We start from the raw sequence: 13,928 nt of genomic DNA on the forward strand, positions 1-13,928 counted from the left end.
AAAGGACACCATCGATGACCATCAAGCGCGCCATCCGCACCCCCATCATGCACCGCGTCGTCGAGGCGAACGGCCTCGTCTTCGTCGGCGGCACGATCGCGGACGACACCACCGCCTCCATGGGCGGCCAGACCGAGCAGATCCTCGCCAAGATCGACGGCTACCTGGCCGAAGCCGGAACCGACCGCACCCGCCTCGTGGCGGCCACGATCTTCGTAACGGACCTCGGCAAGAAGAAAGAGATGGACGCCGCCTGGACGGCCTGGCTTGCGCCCGAAAACCTCCCCGTGCGCGCCACCGTCGGCGTGGCGGACCTGGGTGGCGGCGCGCTGATCGAGATCGTCGTCACGGCCGCGAAGGCGTGACTCAGGCCGGAAATCGGTCACACCCTCCCGCCATCAACCCAGTCGCCGTGGCTCAACACTCTCCGTCATCCCCGGCGGCGCGCAGCGCCGGGAAGGGGATCCAGGGGTGCGCGCCTTTGCTCTGGATTCCCTTCCCGACCTACTCCGCAGGTCGCCAGGGATGACGGCGAGGGCGGCAAACGTTCGCTGGAGGCAGCTGGTCGCATCCCCCCGTCATTGCGAGCGCCAGCGAAGCAATCCAGTCTGCCGCCGGGCCTATAGACTGGATTGCATCGCCTCCGGCTCGCAATGACGGCGAGGCCGTCTAGGCCACGGCGTTAAGCCGCCCGCCGAAGCGCTTGCCCGAACAGTCCCACCGTCGCTTCACCGTCATCCACGGGCGTGACCCGGGGGTCCACGCGCCGGGCTCCCGCGTGGATGGCCGGGACAAGCCCGGCCACGACGGAGAGATGCGGTACTTTTCAGCAAGCGAGAAGATCGTCCATTCTGGACCCCACCAAGCGTTGCTGGGCAGGTCTCCGAAACGACCGCCATCCAGAACGCAGCCGACCACCTGAAAGGAGGCGCCGATGGGCTCTCGCACGCTCGTGTTCTACGGATCCTACCGCTCGGACCGCGCCGGCATCCGGCTCGCCGACTACATCGTCCGGGGCCTCGCGGCGCGCGGGGGCGAGGTCGAGCTCATCGACGCCAAGGCGGTAAACCTGCCCATGCTGGATCGCATGTACAAGGAATACCCCGCCGGCGAGGCGCCGGCCGCCATGGAGGAGCTCGCCGAAAAGATCCGCGCGGCCGACGCCTTCGTGTTCGTGACCGGCGAATACAATTGGGGCGTCCAGCCGGGCCTCAAGAACCTCACGGACCACTTCCTCGAGGAGTGGTTCTGGCGCCCGGCCGCCGTCGCCAGCTATTCGGCGGGCCGCCTCTCCGGCGCGCGCTCGAACTCCGCCTGGCACGCGACCCTGTCCGAGATGGGCATGGTGGTGATCTCCAGCAGCCTCACGGTCGGGCCAATCGGCGAGACGCTGGACGCGCAGGGACAGCCCACCGGCAAAGCCGGCCAGTCGCTGGACCGCGCATTCGGGCGTTTCGCGGATGATCTCGACTGGTGGACGGAGGCGGCCCGCGCCCAGCGCGAGCGCCGCAAGCCGCCCTACTGATCCACGCCGCCGCTATAGCCTGACCGACCTCACAGATCGTCGAGCATCAGGTCCGGGTGCGTCGACAGGAGCCCCTGCGCGGTGTCGAGCACGATGCTCAGATGCTCGGCCAGCATGGCCTCCGCCCGCGCGGGATCGCGCGCCCGAACGGCGTCCAGAATGGCGCGATGCTGGGCGACCAGCAGCGCCACCGGCGTGACGTTCGGCAGGCTCAGAAAGCGGATGCGATCGAACTGCGCCTTCTGGTTTTCGACCACGGACCAGAGGTCGCCGAGCCCCAGCGCGTTCGCGATGGTGCGGTGAAACGCGTCGTCGGCGTCGGTAAAGCGCTCGGCGTCGCCGGCCGCCTCTTCCTGCGCGGCGATAGCGTCCTCCAGCACCCGCACGGTCTGGTCGGAAATCCCCTGCTCGGCCGCCTCGCGGATGATCGCGAGCTCGAGCGCATTGCGGACGAAGCGCGCGCGCTTCACGGCGCGTAGCGAAATGCGGGTCACGAACGTGCCGCGCTGCGGCAGAACCTGGATCAACCCGTCATCCACGAGGCGGACGATGGCCTCGCGCACAGGCGTCCTGCTGGTCATGAACCGCAGGCCGAGGTCCTTCTCGGAAAGCTGCTCGCCGGGGCGTAGCCGCAATCGGATGATGTCGCGCCGGATCGTCGCGTAGATCTCGGAGGCGCTGGCGGGCTCCGAGCCCGGTCGAAACAGCAGAGCCTTGCCTTGCAACGCTTTCCTCCGAACGGCCGCCGCTCACGCACGGCTTGCGCCGTATTCTTGACAGAACATGACTAGCATACAAGTATGCCGGTCGCCAGACGAACCCAGTTTCTGGGTGTCGTAGACGCTATCAAGAGCGCTGCCGAAGCCGCGCATATCCCGGGAGGATGACCTTGGCTTTCAAGATGAACCGCGCCGTCGCGCTGATCGCCCTGAGCTGGCTGGCGGCGACTCCCGCCCAGGCCCAGGAAGCCGTGCCCACCAACAGCCCGCGCGTGCAGGCCATCCAGAAAGCCGGCGCCCTGCGGGTCGGCGTGCTCGCCAATCCGCCGTGGCTGGTCGAGAACACCACCGGCGGCGGCGAGCAATGGTCCGGACCCGGCTGGACGCTCGCCAAGGAATACGCCCGCCTGCTCGGCGTGAAGCTGCAGCCCGTGCCGGTCTCGCACGAGACCAAGGTGCCGGTGCTGGCCGCCAACCAGGTCGACATGACGATCTCGCCCTTGTCGGTGACGCCGCAGCGCCTGCAGGTGATCGACTTCATCACCTACGCGTCCACCAGCCTTTGCGTGTTTGGCCGCGCCGACAATCCGAAGGTCGCCAACGCTAAGAGCATCGACGAATTCAACCAGGAAGGCGTCGTGGTCGCCTACTACACGGGCGGCGGCGAGGAGCATTGGGTGAAGACCCGCTTCCCCAAGGCCACCCTGCGCGGCGTCTCGACGGCCGGCACCGCCGCGCCGGTCGAGGAGATCATGGCCAAGCGCGCCGACATCACCCCCATCAACCGCATCCCGTGGGTGGCGTTGAACAAGAAGGTGAAGGGCCTCAAGGCCTTGCCAGAGGGCAACAACTGCCAGGACAGCAAGGAGATGGGCACCGACATCGGCTCCGCCATCGACAAGAACCAGCCGGAGTTCCTCGCCTGGCTCAAGGCCGTCGAGACCCGGATGCAGAAGGATCTCACGGCCGAGGAAACGGCCATGATCGAGAAGATGTAACCAGCCTGTTTTCGCGCCGCCGGCCCAGCGCCGGCGGCGGCTCCCCCCGGTCTGAACAGCCCCCATGGATCTCGACTTCTCCCCGCTTCTGGACAGCTGGCGCTTTCTCGCGTCCGGCCTCGGCCTGACGCTGGCGCTCTCGGCCGCCGCCGTGCTGTGCAGCTTCGCGGCCGGCTTGCTGGTGGCGCTCGGCCGGCTCTACGGGCCGCGCTGGCTCAGCGTGATCCTGGTCTTCTACATCGACTCGATGCGGGCCATCCCGGTCTTCGTCGTGCTGGTGTGGATCTACTTCGCGGTGCCGATCCTCACCGGCCACACCTTCGCGCCGTTCTGGGCGGCGCTCACCGGCATCACCATCCATGTCGCCGCCTATGTGGCCGAGGTGGTGCGCGCCGGGCTCACCTCCATCCGCCGCGGCCAGGCGCAGGCCGGCTACGCGCTCGGCATGTCCACCGCGCAGGTGCTGCGCGTGATCCTGCTGCCGCAGGCGATCGTGCGCATGATGCCGGCCTTCGGCTCCATCGTGTCGGTCACCATCAAGGACACCGCCATCGCGGCCGTGATCGCGGTGCCTGAACTGATGCGCCAGGCCGAGACGCTGGCCGGTCAGACCTACCGGCCCATCGAGATCTTCACCACCGTGATGCTGCTCTACTTCGTGATCATCTTCCCGATCACCCGGCTTATCGACCGCTTCTATGGTCGCGTCGCGCATCTGGGCCGGTCATGAACCTCGATTGGTCCATCGTCTGGAGCAGCCGCTGGCTGCTGCTGGAAGGCGCGGCCCTCACGGTGCTGCTCACCGCACTCACCATGTTGATCTCGGTGCCGGGCGGCATCGTGCTGGCGCTGATGCGCGGCTCGCGTTTCAAGCCGGTGTCGCTGTTCGCGACCGGCTTCGTCGAGCTCTTCCGCAATCTGCCGCTGCTGCTGCTGGTCTACTGGGCCTTCTACGTGATGCCGGTGCTCACCGGGCTCGCGCTGTCGCCCTTCGTCACCGGCCTCACGGCGCTCTGCCTCAACGTCTCGGCCTATAACTCCGAGACCTTCCGCTCGGGCATCGCGTCCATCCGCAAGGGCCAGGGCGAGGCCGGGCTGGCGCTGGGCATGAGCCGCTCGCAGGTGTTCCGCGAGATCATCCTGCCGCAGGCCTGGCGGCGCGTGCTGCCCGTGCTGGCCAGCACCTGGGTGTCGCTGTTCAAGGACACCTCGCTGGTGTCCGTGATCGCGGTGGGCGAGCTCGCTCACACGGCCATGCAGATCCGCTCGCAGAGCTTCCGCGTGCTGGAGATGCTCACCGCCATGGCGGCGATCTACTGGCTGATGGGCTACCCCCAGGCCAAGCTCGTCGACTGGATCCATCGCAAGTACGGAGTGCGGGAATGACCGCGGAGCCACGCAAGAACGCCGACCGCGCGCCCATGCTCGTCTACAAGGACGTGCGCAAGCGCTACGGCTCGTTCACGGCGCTGGACGGCGTCAGCCTCCATGTGAACCCCGGCGAGGTCGTGTGCCTCATCGGCCCCTCGGGCTCGGGCAAGTCGACGCTCCTGCGCTGCACCAACGGGCTCGAGACGTTGGACGGCGGCGAGGTGCTGTTCGAGGGCAAGCCCCTGCCCAAGAGCGACGTCGAGATGCGCGGCGTGCGCCAGCGCATGGGCATGGTGTTCCAGAACTTCGAGCTCTTCCCGCACAAGACCGCGCTGGAGAACGTCGCCACCGGCCTCATCACCGTCAAGAAGATGCCAGCCGAGGAAGCCAACCGCCGCGCCATGGCGCTGATGGCCAAGGTCGGCCTCGCGGACAAGACCGCCAACTACCCCTCCAACCTCTCCGGCGGCCAGCAGCAGCGCGTCGCCATCGCGCGCGCGCTCGCGATGGAGCCGCACGTGATGCTGTTCGACGAGCCGACCTCGGCGCTCGACCCCGAGACGGTGGGCGAGGTGCTGAACGTCATGCGCCAGCTCGCCCTCGAGGGCATGACGATGATCGTCGTCACCCACGAGATGAGCTTCGCGCGCCGCGTCGCCAGCTGGGTGGTGGTGTTCGAGAAGGGCAAGCTGCTGGAGGAAGGCCCTCCCGCGCAGATCTTCGATGCGCCGCTGAAGGAGCGCACGCGCGACTTCCTGAGCCATCTCGGCTGGGACGGCTGACGCCGCCCTAGTAGGTCGCCCGCCCGCCCGAGATGTCGAAGACGCCGCCCGTGGAGAACGAGCAGTCGTCCGTGCACAGCCACGCGACCAGCCGCGCCACTTCCTCCACCTCGACGAAGCGCCCGGCCGGGATGCGGCCCTCGATCTCGGCCCGGCGCTCGGGCGTCAGGAGCTTCGCCATGGCGGTCTCGGCCGCCGCCGGCGTCACCGCCGTGACGACGATCTTCTCGCGCGCGGTTTCCTTGGCGAGCGTCTTGGTGAGCGCCAGCAGCGCCGCCTTGGAGGCCGCATAGGCGCCGGCGAGCGGCATGCCCTCCTTGCCCTGGATCGACGACATGTTGACCACGTGCCCGCGCATCGGCGCGGCCTCCTGCGCCAGCATGCGCGCCACCACGGCGCGCGCGACCAGGTAGGAGCCCACGAGGTTGACCTCCAGCACGCGCCGAAAATCCGTCGGCGTCGTCTCCCAGATGGGCTTCACCTCTCCCAGCACGCCCGCATTGTTGACCAGCGCGTCGATGCGCCCGCCCTCCGCCACCGCGGCGACGGCGCGCTCCACCTGCGCGTCGTCGGTGATGTCCACCACACGGGCCGACACGCGCTGGCCGCCGAGCTCGGCGCAGGCGGCCGCGAGCGCCGCGTCCTGCAGGTCCCAGAGCTCCACCGAGGCGCCGCCAGCCAGCAGCGCCCGCGCGATGCCGACGCCGAAGCCGCCGGCGCCGCCCGTCACGATGGCGCGCTTGCCTTTCAGATCGTAGGCGTTCACCGGATCAACCCGCCGTCCAGGGCGTCTTCAACCGGCAATATTCCAGCCGGTAGATCCCCACGACCGGCGCGCCCCGCACCGCGTCGCCGAGCGCCCCGAGCGCCGCGTCCACGCCGGCCCGCACATCCGCGGGCCCGCAGCCTTCCACCAGCACGGCCCGCTCGGGCGCGGCCAGGATGTCGGTCCGGTCCCGGCTCTCCGCCGTGCGCTCGCCGCTCGCCGACGCGTCCGTTAGGCACAGATGCGCGCCCGTCACCCGCGGCATCGCGGCGACGCGCGGCAGGACCTCCTCGGCGAGCAGCCGCTCCACCTGCGCCCGCCGCTCGTCCGCGATGTCGAAGCGCAGCGTCGCCAGCATGCCGCCCTGCCCCGGGCCAAAGCTGGCGCGCACCCGCGTCAGCGCCCGGGAAGTGTTGCGGAACGCCTGCGTGGCCGATTTCGTCCACGGCGTCGGCGCGTTCAGGCGCTGGAGGTAGTCCTGCCCCACCAGCACCTGCGGGGTGTCGGTCTCGTAGAGCGTGAAGAACTCCGGCGCGGTTGCGGCGTCGTCCCGAATATAGCGTCGGCCGCGCCGGAACCCCGGCGTCCCGACGCGCTCGGGCATGTGCTCGCCCAGGTGCCAGGCGTAGAACTCGTCCCGGCCCTCCGGGGCGATGTCGTTCCAGATCAGCACCGCGCCTTCACCCGCCAGCATCGGCGTCCTCCCTCACTGGCCGTCGCGTCACGAGCCGCTCTTGGCGGCGAACTCGTTGGTGAAGAACGCGTCCGCGGCCTTGTCCGTCTGCAGGTCCTGGTACTGCTTCATCAGGTCCACGGTGTCCTGCCAGTCCTTCAGCGCGAACTGGCCCATGGGCAGGGACTTGGACGCCTCCGACGTCATCAGGCCGATGCCGGCCTTCAGCTGCGCCATCGCGAGATCGGCCTCCATGTCGGCCTTCACCTTCTGGCCGGCCTTGATCGAGGCCTCCGGCTCCTTCACGGCGGCCTGGAAGCTGCGCACGGTCGCCTTCACGAAGCGGCGCACCAGGTCCGGGTTGGATTTCAGCGTCTCCTCATTGGCCACGATGGTGAGCCCGACCGTGTTCACGCCGTTGGCCGCATAGCCGAAATCCACCAGCGGCACGCCCTGGCGCGGCAGCGTGATCGACTGGTTGTCGAGGCCGGCCATCAGGCCTTCCGCCTTCTTCTCGGCGACCGCCACCATCTTGCCCGCGCCCTCGACGCGCAGCACCTTCACCTTGGAGCCGTCGACGCCGTTGCGGGCGAACAGCGCCGGCAGGAGCTGCAGGCCGGCCTCGCCCGGCGCGCTCGCGACCGTCTTGCCCTCGAAATCCTTCAGCGTCTTGATGCCCGAATCCGCCCGCGCCGACAGCGCATAGGGCGACGAGTTCGTCACCGCCATCACGGCCCGCACCGGCGCGCCCTTGGTGACGCCCGCCACCACCGAGCCGCCATCCGCCAGCCCGAAGGTGTCGCCCTTGGCGCCCACGGTCTGCACCGCCCGCACCGAGCCCTGGCCCTCGCCGATGGTGAGGTCGATGCCCTCCTCCTTGTAGTAACCGCGCTCCACGCCGAGGTAGAACGGCGTGTGGAAGCCATACGCGATCCAGTTCAGCCGGAACGTGACCTTGTCCTGCGCGGCGGCGGGCGCGGCCGTCAGCAGCGTGGCGGCCAAAAGGCCCAGAATGGTTGAGCGCTTCATGTGATCCTCCCCTTGGTGTTGGTCACGGATTGCCGGACAGCTCCGGCTCCGTGCTTCGGCGCGAGACGTGCCACGGGATGGCGATGCGCTCCACGGCCTCCACGGCCGCATAAAGCGCCAGGCCCATGATGCTGATCACCAGGATGGTGGCGAAGGCCATGGGGGTGTCGAGATTGTTGGAATAGCCCACCAGCAGGTAGCCGAGCCCCCGGTCGGACGCGACGAACTCGGCCACCAGCGCGCCGGTCGCCGACAGCGCGGCCGACACCTTGAAGCCGGTGAACAGCGTCGGCAGCGCATGCGGCAGCTGCACCTTCCAGAAGATGCGCCCCGGCCCGGCGCCGGTCGCGCGGGCGAGATCGAGGATGTCGGTGTCCACCGAGCGGAACGCCGAAACCGCGCTCACCACGATCGGGAAGAACGAAAGCAAAAAGACCAGCAGCACCTTGGGCAGGAGCCCATAGCCGAACCAGATCAGGAACAGCGGCGCCACGGCGATCTTCGGCACGATCTGGAGGAACACGATCACCGGGTAAAGCGTCTCGCGAAACCCCTGGGAGAACGCGACCAGCAAGGCCAGCAGCACGCCCACCGCCACGGCGAGCACATAGCCGATCAGCATCGGTTGCAGCGTCGCCAGCGCCCCATCCAGCACGGTCGGCAGGCGGGCGAACATCTGCGTCATCACCACGGAAGGCTTGGGCAGGATGTAGGGCTTCACGCCCAGCGCCAGCACTGCGAGTTCCCAGACGGCGAAGATCGCCGCGAAGGTGGCGACGACTTTCCAATGGTCGAGCACGATCCGGCGCACGGCGCCCATCCGGCATCCTCCCTGCCCCGCTGTGCCGCGGGATCCATGACGGTGGCGAGTTGACGCCGACCCGTCCGACTTTCTACATTGAACATCGTTCCACAAAGAACAGGGTTCGGCAACATGCGGGTTGTAAAGTCGCAGCTGCACAGCGCGCTCGACCTGATCGAGGCGCTCTCGCGCTCGTCGGCGCCCTGCGGCGTGTCCGATCTCGCGGGCCAGCTCAACCTGCCGAAAAGCGGCGTCCACCGCCTGTTGGGCCAGCTCGTCGAAAAGGGCTGGGCCGAGCAGGACCCGGTGACCCAGCGCTATCGCCTGTCGCTGCGCTTCGCCCTGATGGGCAAGCGCATGCTGGCCGAGGCGCGGATCGAGGACATCTGCCAGCCCATCCTCGACGCCGTCGCGCGCGAAACCGGCGAGCTGGTGCGGCTGTCCTGCGTGCAGGACCGGCGTCTTGCCTGGTTGGGCTCGGCCCAGGGCGCGCCGCCCGGCCTCATGTATGCGCCGTCGATGACGGGCCGCATTCCCCTTCACGCCACCGCCAACGGCAAGGCCTGGCTCTCCACGCTGCCCGAGAAGGACGCTGTCGGCATCCTCCTGCAGGAAGGCCTGACCGACACCGGCGCGAGCGGCCCCAACGCCATCCGCGATCTCGATGGCCTCGTGAGCGACCTGCGCCGCACCCGCGAGAGCGGCTGGGCCATCGCCCTGGAGGAAGCCGAGGCCGGCATCGTCGCCATCGCGGCCCCGATCCTGCCCGATGGCGAAACCGCGATCGGGGCGGTCAGCGTCGCCGGCCCGGTGCAACGCATCCCGCCGGAGCGTCACGAGCGGCTCGCCGGACGCATCCGCGCGGCGGCGGCCGAGCTCGCCGAACGCTGGCCCATCCCCGTTCTGTCCCCCTCGGCCCGGAGAACCGCCTGATGTCGATCAGCCTGCGCAATGTCGGCAAGACCTACCGCCGCGGCGGCATGGCCACGCATGCGCTCGACCGCGTCGATCTCGACATCGCCGAAGGCGAGTTCGTCGCCATCGTGGGCCCGTCCGGCTGTGGGAAATCCACATTGCTGCGGCTCCTGTCGGGGCTGCTGCCGGCGAGCACGGGCGAGATCCTGGTGAATGGCGCGCCCGTGACGAAGCCGAGCGGCGAAATGGGCATCGTCTTCCAGGCGCCGGTGCTGCTGGATTGGCGCAGCGTGCGCGACAACCTCCTGTTCCAGGTCGAGATGCGGGGCCTCAAGAAGGCCGACTACACGGCCCGTGCGGACGATCTTCTGCGCCGCGTCGGCCTGGCCGAGTTCGCCGATCGCTACCCCTACGAGCTCTCCGGCGGCATGCGGCAGCGCTGCGCCATCGCGCGTTCGCTGATCCACGATCCCGTGATGCTGATCATGGACGAGCCTTTCGGCGCGCTCGACGCGCTGACGCGCGAGCAGATGCGGCTCGATCTCGAAGCGCTCTGGATGGCGACCCGCAAGACCGTGCTGTTCATCACGCACTCGATCGACGAGGCCGTGCTGCTGTCGGATCGCGTGGTCGTGATGAGCCCCCGCCCCGGCCGCATCGAGCGGATCATCCCGGTCGCAATGCCGCGCCCCCGGGGTCTCGAGGGCCGAAAGAGCCCCGAATTCATGCGGATCTCGGACGAGATCACCGACATCTTCCTGTCGCGCGGCGTCCTGACGGCCGGCGTCGGGGCTGGGCCGTGACCGGGCTCGACGACGAGGCGCGGCCGATCTTCGACGAGGTCGCGGCCGTGCTCGCCGGCGTCCCGCCCGAGCGTCTGGACGCCCTCGTGGAAGGGATTGCGGCCGCAAGGACCTGCGCGCTCTACGGCCAGGGCCGCACAGGGCTCGTCATGCAGGCGTTCGCGATGCGGCTGCACCACCTTGGCGTCGCCGCCCATGTGGTCGGGGCCATGAACGCCCCGCCGCTCGGGCCGGGCGACCTTTTCCTCGTCAACGCCGCCAAGGGCGACCTTCCGACCGGTCTCGCGCTGATCGCATCCGCCCGGCGCGCCGGCGCGCGCATCGCGTTGTTCACGGCGGCGGTCGACAGCGAAGCGGCGCGCGACGCCGACCATGTGATCCCGATCCCGGCCGGGATGGGCGGAGCCGCCGCCCCGTCCAACCTCGCGATGGGCGGAACCTATGAGTTCGCCTTGCTCACCGTGACGGAACTGATCGTGCTGCGGCTCATGAAGCGCCTCGGCGTCACCGAAGCCGCCATGTGGTCTCGCCACGCCAATCTGCTGTAACGGCGTCTCGGGCTTAAACAACCCTGGCCGGCTGAAGCGTCTTCACCAGAACGACAAAAGCCGTCCCGCGCCCCAGGCGAGGAATCCGACCCAGCACACCACCGCAACCACGCAGGTCCCGCCCAGCGACACGGCCACAACGGTGTCGCTCACCTCCACGGGCGGGCGGTCATCATCTTTCGCGGCGGAGAGCAGGTCGGCGCGGATCATGGCGAGATGGGCCCTGTTGAATGGGCGGGTGCTCCAATCGTGCGCCGACCCTATTAACGCAGACTTAACGAATCAACGGCGCTTCGCTGGCCCATTCGGGCTAACCCTTTCGCTCCACAGCAGGGCGTACTTAGGTTCAAAAGCAACTTTCTCGTAACTTGCATTCGGCGCCGCGACTCCGGCAATTTTAATCATGTTCGCGACAATCCAGCGTTCGGATTAATCCAGATTGAATCTGATTTGATTTCACTTCGCGTATAAAGCATGGATGTCATCGCTGAACTGAAGCGATGTTTTCGTCCCAGCGTCTTGGGGGACCTATGTGGTACCCAATACTGGATCTCCTCAGCCTCGCTATCTTTGTCGAGATCGCTGCGCGTGCGCCTCTCGTCGAGGAATGGTGACGGGCCGCTTACGCCTTAAAGGCTCGGCACGGTCGCCTTTTCCCGTGGATAACGCAGGGACGCCAACGGGAGGCCGCCCGCCCCGTTGGGCGAGCGGCGTTGTTTAACGCAGCGATTAATGAGCCGACGGGTAGTCGCTGTAGCCCTTCGGTCCCGGCGTATAGAACAGCTTGTCGTTGGGGGTCGCGAGCGGCGTCCCGTCCCGCATGCGCTCCACCAGATCGGGATTGGCGATAAAGGGCCGGCCGAACACCACGGCCTGGACGAGCCCGGACTGCAGCGCGGCTTCGCCCGTTTCGGCCGTGTAGCCGCCCGCCGCCAGCATTGGCCCCTTGATGCGGGCGCGCAGCGCCTGCAGGGCCGCGTCGGGATCCCCGGCATTGTTCAGCGCCGCCGCGAACGCGTCGGCCTTCATCACGTGCACATAGGCCATGTCGGCCGTCGGCAGCGCATCCAGGAGCGCCAGGTGCGTTTCCAGCGGGTTCGCGTCCACGAGGTCGTTGAACATGTGGCCGGGCGAGATGCGAATGCCGGTGCGGTCCGCCCCGATCGCAGCCGCGACCGCCTGAGTGGTCTCGACCACGAAGCGGATGCGCCCGCTCACCGAGGAGCCGTAGCCGTCGGTGCGCTGGTTCGTGTTGCTGCTCAGGAACTGGTTCAGCAGGTAGCCATTGGCGGCGTGCAGCTCGACGCCGTCGAAGCCGGCCGCGATCGCGTTGCGGGCCGCCTGCGCGAACTCCTCGATCAGCCCCGGCAGTTCGGCCGTCTCGAACGCGCGCGGCGCCGGATAGGGCTGCATCTGCTTCTGGTCGGTCCACATCGTGCCGGCCGGCGTGACCGCGGAAGGAGCAACCGGCTCGTCCGGGATCTGGCGGTTGAGAGGATGCGCGATCCGGCCCGCATGCATGATCTGCAGCACGATCTTGCCGCCTCGGGCATGCACGGCGTCGGTGACCTGCTTCCAGGCCGCGATCTGCTCGGGCGTATGAATGCCGGGCGTGCGGCAATAGCCCTGGCCGGCGAAGCTGGGCTGCGTGCCTTCGGCGATGATGAGGCCCGCCGAGGCGCGCTGGGCGTAGTAATCCACAACGTGGGGCTGCGGCACGCCCATGGCGTCGGCGCGCTGGCGCGTCAGCGGCGCCATCACGATGGAGTTCGCCAGGCGCAAGGCGCCGAGTTGGGTAGGGTTGAAGAGAAGAGTCATCTGGGAAATCCGGTTTCGTGAGCACGACAGCGTCACGCCCCGCATCTATGCGCTTTGCCCGGGCTTTGTAGGCCGCCGCGATGACGATGCCGTGATGGCGGCGCTTCCGCTTGGCGGCGCGAGGCGCATCAACGGACGCGTTTCCCATTTGCCCCCGGACCTGATACTAATCCCATGAGCCTTGCGGCCGACGTCTGGTCGGCAGCCTTGGCATGATTTCGAGCGTGTGCGCTTGCCAGGGCCGCCCAGGCGAACCAACCGGCCGCAGCAAGCGCCGCCACCCCGCGCATCACGCGCATGAACGATTTGGAGCACCATGACTGCCTTCAAGGCGCCGCGTCTGCAGGACCGGCTCAAGCAGGCCGATTCAGCCCGCCAGGCGGCGGCGGCCGCCTTCCGCGAGCGCGCGGCCGCGAGCGGCCCGGCGCAGGCCGAGCGGATGGAAAAGCAACGCGCCGTGACGGAGGCCCGCGAGGCCCGCGCGGCCGAGAGGGCCGCCCGCAAGGCGGTCGAACAGGCCGAGCGCCAGCAGGCCCAGGCCGCCGAGGCGGAAGCCAAGCGCGCCGCGGCCGAAGCCAAGGTTCTGGCCGACGCCGAGCAGGCTGCGGCGCAGAAGGCCGAGCGCGACCGGCGCTACGCCGCGCGCAAAGCCCGTTCGAAATGATTTCGGGGTCACGCCGGCAAGCCGAGAGAGGGATCTCATGAACACCAAGAACAGCTCCCCGCAGGACGCCAAGCAGAGGGCGGGTCGCGCCTTCGAGAAGGCCGCGCAGCGCAAGAGCGAGAGCGACGTGCGGGTCGAGGAGCAGCGCAAGGCTGATCTCTCGCTCGCCGCCAAGATTAAGGGCCTGCGCGAGCTGCGCATGCAGCGCGACGCCGCCCAGGCCGAGGAAGCCGCCAACGCTCCCCCGCCCGTGAAGGTGGTGAAGAGCCGCAAGAAGGCGCCGGTCGCCGAGTAAGGCTCCGCCGCCAGTCGGCCCCGCGCCGGCAACGCTCAAGCTCAGCCATGAAAGAAGCCGCCTCGCCAGGGCGGCTTTTTTCGTTGCCGGGCCGACACTTGCGGCCTTTTCGCCTCGCCGGCCTGGAGAGTTCAACGATCGCCGGGCGGGTAGGAACCAAGTGCCGAACTGGTTTGTTTGCAACCGTGCGCTGACGCCCGAAACGCCCTGTGCAGGACCA

At 68.5% G+C, this 13,928-nt stretch carries 18 protein-coding genes; 11 read left to right on the top strand and 7 right to left on the bottom strand.

The features are described 5' to 3' along the window. Positions 1–14: 14 nt before the first annotated feature. Both AC1DSZ_RS02060 and AC1DSZ_RS02065 read left to right on the top strand, forming a co-directional pair. The gene (locus AC1DSZ_RS02060) at positions 15–365 is read left to right on the top strand and encodes a RidA family protein (RefSeq protein WP_476836730.1); all 351 of its coding nucleotides are present in this window, start codon (positions 15–17) and stop codon (positions 363–365) included. A gap of 569 nt (positions 366–934) precedes the next feature. Beyond that, on the top strand, positions 935–1,525 hold the full coding sequence (locus tag AC1DSZ_RS02065) for an NADPH-dependent FMN reductase (protein ID WP_476836731.1): 591 nt from the start codon (positions 935–937) through the stop codon (positions 1,523–1,525). 29 nt (positions 1,526–1,554) lie between these two features. Here AC1DSZ_RS02065 and AC1DSZ_RS02070 read toward each other — a convergent pair whose 3' ends face one another. Then, the gene (locus tag AC1DSZ_RS02070) at positions 1,555–2,250 is read right to left on the bottom strand and encodes a GntR family transcriptional regulator (RefSeq protein WP_476836732.1); all 696 of its coding nucleotides are present in this window, start codon (positions 2,248–2,250) and stop codon (positions 1,555–1,557) included. A gap of 164 nt (positions 2,251–2,414) precedes the next feature. Here AC1DSZ_RS02070 and AC1DSZ_RS02075 point away from each other — a divergent pair, with 164 nt between their 5' ends. From AC1DSZ_RS02075 to AC1DSZ_RS02090, 4 genes are all read left to right on the top strand, one after another. Continuing rightward, positions 2,415–3,242, top strand: a complete 828-nt coding sequence (locus AC1DSZ_RS02075) for a substrate-binding periplasmic protein (RefSeq protein ID WP_476836733.1) — start codon at positions 2,415–2,417, stop codon at positions 3,240–3,242. Between the two features lie 64 nt (positions 3,243–3,306). Continuing rightward, positions 3,307–3,972, top strand: coding sequence for an amino acid ABC transporter permease (locus tag AC1DSZ_RS02080; protein WP_476836734.1), 666 nt, complete (start codon positions 3,307–3,309; stop codon positions 3,970–3,972). Further along, positions 3,969–4,628 carry an amino acid ABC transporter permease gene (locus tag AC1DSZ_RS02085; protein WP_476836735.1) on the top strand — a complete coding sequence of 220 codons (660 nt, stop codon included), beginning with the start codon at positions 3,969–3,971 and terminating at the stop codon, positions 4,626–4,628. The genes AC1DSZ_RS02080 and AC1DSZ_RS02085 overlap by 4 nt, the downstream gene beginning before the upstream one ends. A 35-nt stretch (positions 4,629–4,663) precedes the next feature. Next, positions 4,664–5,395, top strand: a complete 732-nt coding sequence (locus AC1DSZ_RS02090; RefSeq protein WP_476836993.1) for an amino acid ABC transporter ATP-binding protein — start codon at positions 4,664–4,666, stop codon at positions 5,393–5,395. Between the two features lie 7 nt (positions 5,396–5,402). Here AC1DSZ_RS02090 and AC1DSZ_RS02095 read toward each other — a convergent pair whose 3' ends face one another. Genes AC1DSZ_RS02095 through AC1DSZ_RS02110 form a run of 4 tightly spaced genes read right to left on the bottom strand, consistent with a single transcriptional unit; the run spans position 5,403 to position 8,683 of the window. Then, complete coding sequence (locus tag AC1DSZ_RS02095; protein WP_476836736.1) at positions 5,403–6,161, bottom strand: SDR family NAD(P)-dependent oxidoreductase; 759 nt, start codon at positions 6,159–6,161, stop codon at positions 5,403–5,405. 4 nt (positions 6,162–6,165) lie between these two features. Continuing rightward, positions 6,166–6,855, bottom strand: coding sequence for a hypothetical protein (locus AC1DSZ_RS02100; protein WP_476836737.1), 690 nt, complete (start codon positions 6,853–6,855; stop codon positions 6,166–6,168). Between the two features lie 27 nt (positions 6,856–6,882). Continuing rightward, entirely contained in the window at positions 6,883–7,863 is a 981-nt protein-coding gene (locus AC1DSZ_RS02105) for an ABC transporter substrate-binding protein (RefSeq protein WP_476836738.1), read from the bottom strand. A 22-nt stretch (positions 7,864–7,885) separates the two neighbouring features. Continuing rightward, entirely contained in the window at positions 7,886–8,683 is a 798-nt protein-coding gene (locus tag AC1DSZ_RS02110; RefSeq protein ID WP_476836739.1) for an ABC transporter permease, read from the bottom strand. 114 nt (positions 8,684–8,797) lie between these two features. Here AC1DSZ_RS02110 and AC1DSZ_RS02115 point away from each other — a divergent pair, with 114 nt between their 5' ends. From AC1DSZ_RS02115 to AC1DSZ_RS02125, 3 genes are read left to right on the top strand one after another with little or no spacing between them, the layout of a single operon-like run. Then, positions 8,798–9,598, top strand: coding sequence for an IclR family transcriptional regulator (locus AC1DSZ_RS02115; protein ID WP_476836740.1), 801 nt, complete (start codon positions 8,798–8,800; stop codon positions 9,596–9,598). Continuing rightward, positions 9,598–10,383: an ABC transporter ATP-binding protein gene (locus tag AC1DSZ_RS02120; RefSeq protein WP_188518089.1), complete on the top strand. Its 786-nt coding sequence runs from the start codon at positions 9,598–9,600 to the stop codon at positions 10,381–10,383. Before AC1DSZ_RS02115 ends, AC1DSZ_RS02120 begins: the two co-directional genes overlap by 1 nt. Then, the gene (locus tag AC1DSZ_RS02125) at positions 10,380–10,931 is read left to right on the top strand and encodes an SIS domain-containing protein (protein WP_476836741.1); all 552 of its coding nucleotides are present in this window, start codon (positions 10,380–10,382) and stop codon (positions 10,929–10,931) included. Before AC1DSZ_RS02120 ends, AC1DSZ_RS02125 begins: the two co-directional genes overlap by 4 nt. Positions 10,932–10,973: 42 nt before the next feature. Here the strand turns inward: AC1DSZ_RS02125 and AC1DSZ_RS02130 are convergent, their stop codons facing one another. After that, positions 10,974–11,141 (bottom strand): hypothetical protein, encoded by a 168-nt coding sequence (locus tag AC1DSZ_RS02130; RefSeq protein ID WP_476836742.1) that lies wholly within the window; start codon positions 11,139–11,141, stop codon positions 10,974–10,976. 519 nt (positions 11,142–11,660) lie between these two features. Continuing rightward, positions 11,661–12,749: an alkene reductase gene (locus AC1DSZ_RS02135; protein WP_476836743.1), complete on the bottom strand. Its 1,089-nt coding sequence runs from the start codon at positions 12,747–12,749 to the stop codon at positions 11,661–11,663. Between the two features lie 316 nt (positions 12,750–13,065). Between AC1DSZ_RS02135 and AC1DSZ_RS02140 the strand changes: the two genes are divergently transcribed. After that, on the top strand, positions 13,066–13,413 hold the full coding sequence (locus tag AC1DSZ_RS02140) for a DUF6481 family protein (protein WP_188518093.1): 348 nt from the start codon (positions 13,066–13,068) through the stop codon (positions 13,411–13,413). A gap of 37 nt (positions 13,414–13,450) precedes the next feature. Beyond that, positions 13,451–13,708, top strand: coding sequence for a hypothetical protein (locus tag AC1DSZ_RS02145; protein WP_188518094.1), 258 nt, complete (start codon positions 13,451–13,453; stop codon positions 13,706–13,708). Positions 13,709–13,928: the final 220 nt, after the last annotated feature.

This window comes from Alsobacter sp. P4_H11 (assembly GCF_056400925.1).

Coding starts and splice junctions, on each gene's coding strand:
- AC1DSZ_RS02060 (WP_476836730.1), top strand. CDS start 15: ATGACCATCAAGCGCGCCATCCGCACCCCCATCATGCACCGCGTCGTC.
- AC1DSZ_RS02065 (WP_476836731.1), top strand. CDS start 935: ATGGGCTCTCGCACGCTCGTGTTCTACGGATCCTACCGCTCGGACCGC.
- AC1DSZ_RS02080 (WP_476836734.1), top strand. CDS start 3,307: ATGGATCTCGACTTCTCCCCGCTTCTGGACAGCTGGCGCTTTCTCGCG.
- AC1DSZ_RS02085 (WP_476836735.1), top strand. CDS start 3,969: ATGAACCTCGATTGGTCCATCGTCTGGAGCAGCCGCTGGCTGCTGCTG.
- AC1DSZ_RS02090 (WP_476836993.1), top strand. CDS start 4,664: ATGCTCGTCTACAAGGACGTGCGCAAGCGCTACGGCTCGTTCACGGCG.
- AC1DSZ_RS02100 (WP_476836737.1), bottom strand. CDS start 6,855: ATGCTGGCGGGTGAAGGCGCGGTGCTGATCTGGAACGACATCGCCCCG.
- AC1DSZ_RS02105 (WP_476836738.1), bottom strand. CDS start 7,863: ATGAAGCGCTCAACCATTCTGGGCCTTTTGGCCGCCACGCTGCTGACG.
- AC1DSZ_RS02110 (WP_476836739.1), bottom strand. CDS start 8,683: ATGGGCGCCGTGCGCCGGATCGTGCTCGACCATTGGAAAGTCGTCGCC.
- AC1DSZ_RS02115 (WP_476836740.1), top strand. CDS start 8,798: ATGCGGGTTGTAAAGTCGCAGCTGCACAGCGCGCTCGACCTGATCGAG.
- AC1DSZ_RS02120 (WP_188518089.1), top strand. CDS start 9,598: ATGTCGATCAGCCTGCGCAATGTCGGCAAGACCTACCGCCGCGGCGGC.
- AC1DSZ_RS02130 (WP_476836742.1), bottom strand. CDS start 11,141: ATGATCCGCGCCGACCTGCTCTCCGCCGCGAAAGATGATGACCGCCCG.
- AC1DSZ_RS02135 (WP_476836743.1), bottom strand. CDS start 12,749: ATGACTCTTCTCTTCAACCCTACCCAACTCGGCGCCTTGCGCCTGGCG.
- AC1DSZ_RS02140 (WP_188518093.1), top strand. CDS start 13,066: ATGACTGCCTTCAAGGCGCCGCGTCTGCAGGACCGGCTCAAGCAGGCC.
- AC1DSZ_RS02145 (WP_188518094.1), top strand. CDS start 13,451: ATGAACACCAAGAACAGCTCCCCGCAGGACGCCAAGCAGAGGGCGGGT.